This is a genomic window from Methanocrinis sp., assembly GCF_049974945.1.
Taxonomy (GTDB): domain Archaea; phylum Halobacteriota; class Methanosarcinia; order Methanotrichales; family Methanotrichaceae; genus Methanocrinis.
The window spans coordinates 1-6191 of record NZ_JBNGCU010000092.1; the positions used below are offsets into that span (position 1 = coordinate 1).

At 57.6% G+C, this 6191-nt stretch carries 6 protein-coding genes and 1 tRNA gene; 4 read left to right on the top strand and 3 right to left on the bottom strand.

Translation table 11 applies throughout. The annotated features are described in order from the left end of the window. Positions 1-95: 95 nt before the first annotated feature. From ACP5EL_RS08515 to ACP5EL_RS08525, 3 genes are all read right to left on the bottom strand, one after another. Positions 96-167 (bottom strand) — tRNA-Gly (locus ACP5EL_RS08515). Between the two features lie 99 nt (positions 168-266). Beyond that, positions 267-926: a potassium channel family protein gene (locus tag ACP5EL_RS08520; protein WP_428402084.1), complete on the bottom strand. Its 660-nt coding sequence runs from the start codon at positions 924-926 to the stop codon at positions 267-269. A gap of 80 nt (positions 927-1006) precedes the next feature. Continuing rightward, positions 1007-2509: a TrkH family potassium uptake protein gene (locus ACP5EL_RS08525; RefSeq protein WP_428402085.1), complete on the bottom strand. Its 1503-nt coding sequence runs from the start codon at positions 2507-2509 to the stop codon at positions 1007-1009. A 171-nt stretch (positions 2510-2680) separates the two neighbouring features. Here ACP5EL_RS08525 and ACP5EL_RS08530 point away from each other — a divergent pair, with 171 nt between their 5' ends. From ACP5EL_RS08530 to ACP5EL_RS08545, 4 genes are all read left to right on the top strand, one after another. Continuing rightward, the gene (locus ACP5EL_RS08530) at positions 2681-3580 is read left to right on the top strand and encodes an NAD(P)/FAD-dependent oxidoreductase (RefSeq protein WP_428402086.1); all 900 of its coding nucleotides are present in this window, start codon (positions 2681-2683) and stop codon (positions 3578-3580) included. Positions 3581-3657: 77 nt separating this feature from the next. Further along, complete coding sequence (locus ACP5EL_RS08535; RefSeq protein ID WP_428402087.1) at positions 3658-4581, top strand: archaeosine biosynthesis radical SAM protein RaSEA; 924 nt, start codon at positions 3658-3660, stop codon at positions 4579-4581. 308 nt (positions 4582-4889) lie between these two features. Next, positions 4890-5753: a universal stress protein gene (locus ACP5EL_RS08540; protein ID WP_428402088.1), complete on the top strand. Its 864-nt coding sequence runs from the start codon at positions 4890-4892 to the stop codon at positions 5751-5753. Between the two features lie 187 nt (positions 5754-5940). Beyond that, the coding region (locus ACP5EL_RS08545; RefSeq protein ID WP_428402089.1) for a DUF1646 family protein at positions 5941-6191 on the top strand (251 nt) is incomplete at its 3' end.

The window sequence follows — 6191 nt, forward strand, 5'->3', positions numbered from 1 at the left end:
TCGTGGCGTTACGAGTCGTGGCGTTACAAGTCGTGGCGTTACGAGTCGTGGAGCTGCAGATGGTGAAGTTGAGGATCAAGATAAGAGACGAAAAGTGCGCCGACCGGGATTCGAACCCGGGTTTAGGCGTTGGCAACGCCTAGTGATAACCACTACACTATCGGCGCTCTGGAACTGGCCGCCACACACCCCATAACCTTCCAGCGTAAAAACATTGCGGATAGACTGGCCCTCCGCCAGCCCCTCCAAGTCAGTCTCGTCGGCCTTCAATCTTCGCCGGGCCGGGACTGCAGGTCGTATATGCTGTTCACGTGCTCTGCCCTGGTCACGATGATCAGCTCGTCGTTCGGCCGGAAGCGCGGCCCCTCCTGAGCAAGGATGAACTCGCCGTTCCTGTACAGCCCGATAAAAGCGCTTCTTTCGGGAAGGGATAGATCTGAGATCTCCTTTCCCTCCAGCTTCTCGTCGGTCATGAGGCTCAAGAACCGGACGTCTCCCCTCACGAGAGCGCTCAGCTCAATGGTGTTGACCCCTCGGAGGGCATCGGATATTATGGTGGAGGCGATCTGGGAGGGGTTTATGACGCGACGGAAATCGAGCTTCTTCGCTACCTCCTGGAATTGGAGGTCGTCGGTCCTGATGATCACCTCTGTCACGTTGTAGCTTTTGCCGATCAGCCCGATGATTATGTTGTTCTGGTCTTGGTCTGTACAGGTGACGATGGCATCCGCTTCGTCTATTCCCGCCTTCTCTAGGGCGTCGGGTCGGGTCCCCTCCATCTTGATCACGGTACAGTCGAGGGTCTCTGCCATCTCCTTGGCCCTGTTCGGATCCCTCTCGATCAAGACCACCTCATCGCCTTTCTCGATCAGCTTCTTGCTCAGGTCGTGCCCAAGAGCGCTCGCCCCCACGATTATGACCCTCATTTTTTCTTCCTCGCCCTAAACTCTCCTATCTTGTCTCATTTTTGTCCTCTATACCATTTTATCTTTTGTCTGCCCTGTTTTTATCGCTGTGACTTCTCTTCCCGAGTTTTTGGCGTGCTCCTCCCGATCCAGGTCCTGGGCATGAAGAGAACGAGCAGCGGCACTATCTCTATCCTTCCCAGCAGCATGTCGACGCAGAGGATGATCTTCAAAAGATCTGGGATCTCGGCACCAGTGACCCCTGACGAGAGGCCAACCGTTCCCAAGGCGCTCGAAACCTCGAATAGGGCATCGCTCGTCTCCACACCCTGAAGGGTGAAGGCGAAGGTGGAGAGGACCAGGATCATGATGTAGAGGAGGACGAAAGCAGTTATCCGGTTCAGCTCCTCCTCCTCGACTATCTCTTCGCCCACCTTCAGAGGGGTGACCGTCTCGGATGGCAGAAAGAGGCGCATGAATGTCAGATGTACTAGCTTGAAGAGGAGGATCATCCTGAAGATCTTAATCCCTCCTGCGGTGGACCCCACACCGCCTCCGATCCACATCAGGGCCGAGAGGAGGAGCTTTGAGCTCTCCGGAAGCTCGCCGACGTCGGTCGCTGAAAAGCCCGAGGTGGTGAGGGCGGATAAGGCGGTAAAGGCGGAGATCGACGCGATCTCGGCCGGCGTTCTATCCTGAGATGTGACCAGAAGTTTATCATCCAGATAGTCGGCTTCGACGAGGGTGAAGCTGAAGATGGCCGTGCCGACGGCGGCGATCGCGATGAAGTACCTCACCTGTACGTTCTTCAGCAGGATCAGGGGATCTTTCAGGGCTTGCGGATAGAGTCCGAAGTTGATCGACCCCATAACGCAACAGAGGGCGATCGTGGCGGGAACCAGCCATCCGCTGAAGGCTCCAATGCTCTCGGGCCTGGTGGAGAAGCCTCCCGTGGATACGGAGCAGAGGGCGTGACAGACGGCATCGAAAGGGGACATTCCTGAGAGCATCAGAAGGGTGATCGAGATCAGGGTGATTATGATGTAGACCTTACCCAGAAGCTTTGCCGCCGCCACCACGCTCGGCTTTATCTTCTCTTCGCCGACGTTCGTGGCGTATATCCTAAAGGCGGTGGTCCCCGGGCGGATCAGGATGGAGAGGACGAGGACGACTATTCCTATCCCCCCTATCCACTGCAGCCAGGAGCGGGAGAAGAGGAAGACGGGCCCTAGATCTGGGGGAGCGACGCTGAGGCCCGTGGTCGTCACCCCTGAGACGCTCTCAAAAAAGGCGTCCAGCGCCGACATATCTGTGGACAGATAGATGGGGACTGCAGATACGATCGCAGATAGAGGAAATATAAGGGCGGCCAGGACCAGCGCCTCCTTGATCTCCAGCTCTTCTTCGGGGAGGCGCCGGCTCATAAAATGCCCCGCCAGCAGGACCGCCAAGGCCACGGCGCTGTATACGGCGGCGATTCGGATCTCTCCAAAGATGAGGGCCACTACGGCCGGTGCCGCCTGGACGATCCCGATCCCGATAGTGATCTGGCCCAGCCGCCTTAGGACAGCTTTCGGGTTGATCGGAGAGACCAGTTCATACATATATGCAGATAGTAGCTCTGGACTTATGAACGATTCGCCGGCGAGCCTCCTCTGTAGCAGCATGCATACTTCGGCTGAACGCCCATTTTAGCTGCACACATGTTCCATTTTAGCTGCACACATTTTATCTATCATCAACTTCAAACTCGGGATCACGTTGGTGGTGCTCTCGTGTACGACGTCATAATCATCGGGGCGGGACCGGCCGGCCTTACCGCCGGGATGTACTGTGCCAGGGGCGGGAAGAAGACCCTCATCCTCGGAAATGTCTACGGATCGCAGCAGTCGATGGGCGGTCTCTACGAGAACTATCCGGGATTTCCCGACGGCATCCAGGGGATCGAGCTCTCGGAGCGGATGCTGGCTCAGGCCGAGAAGTACGGCGCAGAGCTTCATGAGGAGGTTGTGGCCAAGGTGGTCTCCCTCAACGGCCTCTTCAGGGTCAAGACCGAGAGCTGGGAGTACGAGTCGAGGGCCCTGATCCTGGCGACCGGCGCCAGCCACAGGAAGCTCTCGGTCCCGGGTGAAGAGGAGTACGCGACGAGAGGCGTCTCCTACTGCGCCTACTGTGACGGCGCTCTCTTCCGAAGCAAGACCGTCGCCGTCGTCGGTTACGGAAACGGCGCGGCGAGGGCGGTCCTCTATCTTGCAGGTCTCTGCATGAAGGTCCATCTCCTTAACGTCCGGGAGGATTTGGTGGCGGAGGCCGTCTACCTCGATCGGATCGAGTCTCTTACAAACCTCAGCACCTTCTCCGGCGTGGAGCCGATCTCGATTCTGGGGGACGGTTTTGTGACCGGGATCGAGTTCAAGGTGAGGGGCAAGGTCCACACTCTGAAGGTCGACGGAGTCTTCGTCGAGATGGGGGTCGAGCCGAACGTCGATCTCGCCGTCGATCTCGGAGTCGAGCTGACCAGGGGCGGCTTTGTAAAAGTCAACCGGCTCACCCAGGCGACGAACGTTCCCGGGGTCTTTGCGGCAGGGGACGTCACCGGCGGCAGGATGCAGGTTACGACGGCCGTCGGCGCCGGTACCTCGGCAGCGATCAGCGCCATGAGGCACATCCAGTAATATTCGGTGGTGAAATCTTCACGAAGAAGAAGCGATTCAAGCCGGACCTCTCCAGGCCGGTGGCTGTATGGCGGTCGATGGACCTTTTGGACGGAGAGGCGGCAGGGTGCCTGACCATAATTCTCAGGACGAGAGGGTGCAGGTGGCGCCGGTGCACCATGTGCGGCTACGCCTCGGAGGGGGCACCCGCCACCGGGAAGGACCTGATGGTCCAGTTTTTGGCCGCTACAAAAGATATCTCCTCGGAGGATCGGGTGGTCAAGATCTACACCAGCGGCAGCTTTCTCGACCCCGTCGAGGTCCCCGAGTCGATCAGGGCCCAGATACTTGACGGCCTGGCGGCGGCGGGGGTGGAGAAGCTCGTCGTCGAGTCGAGGCCGGAGTACGTAACGGCCGAAAGGGTTGAGGACTCGGTCGGGAGGATCAGGACGGAGGTTGGGATCGGCCTGGAGACCGCAAACGACCTCATCAGGTCTCACTCCATCTGCAAGGGGTTCAGCTTCAAGGAGTTCGAGGAGGCGGCGGAGGTCGTTCACGCGGCTGGCGGTTCGGTCAAGACGTACCTCCTCCTCAAACCCCTCTTCCTCTCGGAGGGGGTGGCGATCTCCGACGCCCTCCGGTCCGCCCGGGAGGCGGCACCCTTTTCAGACGTCCTATCCTTGAACCTCGCCAACATCCAGAGGGGAACCCTGATGGAGAGGATCTGGATGCGGGGCGAATATCGCCCTCCATGGCTCTGGAGCGCCGTCGAGGTCTTGAGTAGGGTCACCTTCGCGCCAATCATCTGCGATCCCGTAGCTGCAGGAGCCAGGCGAGGGCCCTCCAACTGCGGCAGGTGTGACGAGACGATCGCGGAGGCGATAAGGGAGCACGCCCTCAGCCAGGACGTCAGCGTCTTTGAGGATCTCGACTGCGGCTGCAAAGCTGCCTGGGAGAGGGTGGTGGAGCTGGAGGATCTCGCCTTCGGCTCGCCCCTGGATTCGGATTCGAGGAGGTTGTAATTTTATTATAACCTTCTTGAAATAGAAGCCGATCTTTTCGATAAATCGGTTTTGGGGCCAAAATTTCACCGGCCCTGATCGGTGAGCTTAAGCCTGTCCTGCGATTCGAGAAGCTCTCATATTCGCAAGCCTGTTCCTCTCTAGCCATTCCATGCGTCGGTTCGATTATACCCCAGGGCGAAATCTCTTTTAATGGTCGGTAGATTGAAATATAACGGATGGGATACCAGCTCTGGCAGGTGCATATACAGCGTATCTGGGTATTTAAGTAGGGCAGATCCAGAAGGTTATAGGGAGGTATAATAAACATGTTCGAAACTGTTTTGGTTCCCACGGACTTCTCCAAGTACTCGCAGAAGGTCCTGGAGTGCGTCGGCGGATTGCCAGGAGTGAAGAAGGTCGTCCTCCTCAACGTCATCGGTCCGTCGGACCCTCTGGCCAGGGTTTGGGACCCTGGAGCCAGGCTCGAAGAGGCGAAGGAGAAGCTCGCAGAGCAGGCAAAGTTCGTAGAGGCCCAGGGGCTCAAGGTCGAACAGAGGGCCGAGCCTATGCTGGAGGGTGACATCTTCAGGAAGATCCAGGCGGTATCCGACGAGGAGGGAGTCAGCCTGGTGGTCATGGGCGCTCGAGGCAAGGGCTTCGTCGAGAATATATTCCTGGGCAACGTGGCCAAGAACACCCTGCGGTACGGCGATAAACACCTCCTGCTGATGCGCTACAAGATGCTGGAAGGAGGCGAGGATCTTGAAGAGCACTGCTCCATGATTTTCTCCAAGGTACTCTGCCCCACCGACTTCTCGGAGCCCTCCGAGGAGACGATCAACTTCGTCAAGGGCATGAAGGGGATACATGAGGCCCTTCTCTTCCACGTCGTCTCCAGCGGGGAGAGCCAGGAGCACGTCGACGCCAAGATGAAGGAGGCGACCGAGAAGCTGAACGCCATCAAGGCGGAGTTCGAGGCTGCCGGGATCAAGGCCTCGGTCCAGGTCGCCGTCGGCAGCCCCGCTGAAGAGATCATCGAGGCGGCCGAGAAGGAGGACGTCTCCCTGGTGGCCATGAGCTCTCATGGGAAGGGATGGGTGAAACAGCTCATCGTCGGCAGCGTCGCCTACGAGGTATCCAAGAACGGCACCAGGCCCGTCCTGGTGGTGAGGGCTGGAAAGGCGTCTTGAGATTTCTCGCTCGCTTTCAAATTTTTTGTCCGAGATCTTCGCGTCTCGTCCTTTGCGGATCGGCACGTCGATTACAGGACAAAAGCATTTAATATAGCGAGAATATCCAGTCTCAAGTTCCCATTCCAAGGGAGAGAAACATAGTCGCAGGATATCGGCTTAATATCCAATTCAGGAGGTAAAACCAATGATGCCACCGACGATAATTGATCTTGGTCTATTTGCCATCGTTCTCACGGTCTTGTTGGGCCCGTTCTTGGTCCCAAAGATCGAACATAACCTGGAAGCGTTCCTTTTTGTCATGGGCGTTTTAGCTGTCACATTATCAAGTTTCGAAAGTCATGAAAACTTGACGATGTTGTACGGAGAGCACATCCCCCACGTAGGCTGGAACATGCCCCTGATCATGGAGGCGATCGAGGAGCCGGTCATAAAGGG

Bases quoted from the DNA above. Each gene is read 5' to 3' on its own strand.
- ACP5EL_RS08520 (WP_428402084.1), bottom strand. From the start codon at position 926: ATGAGGGTCATAATCGTGGGGGCGAGCGCTCTTGGGCACGACCTGAGC.
- ACP5EL_RS08525 (WP_428402085.1), bottom strand. From the start codon at position 2,509: ATGTATGAACTGGTCTCTCCGATCAACCCGAAAGCTGTCCTAAGGCGG.
- ACP5EL_RS08535 (WP_428402087.1), top strand. From the start codon at position 3,658: ATGGACCTTTTGGACGGAGAGGCGGCAGGGTGCCTGACCATAATTCTC.
- ACP5EL_RS08540 (WP_428402088.1), top strand. From the start codon at position 4,890: ATGTTCGAAACTGTTTTGGTTCCCACGGACTTCTCCAAGTACTCGCAG.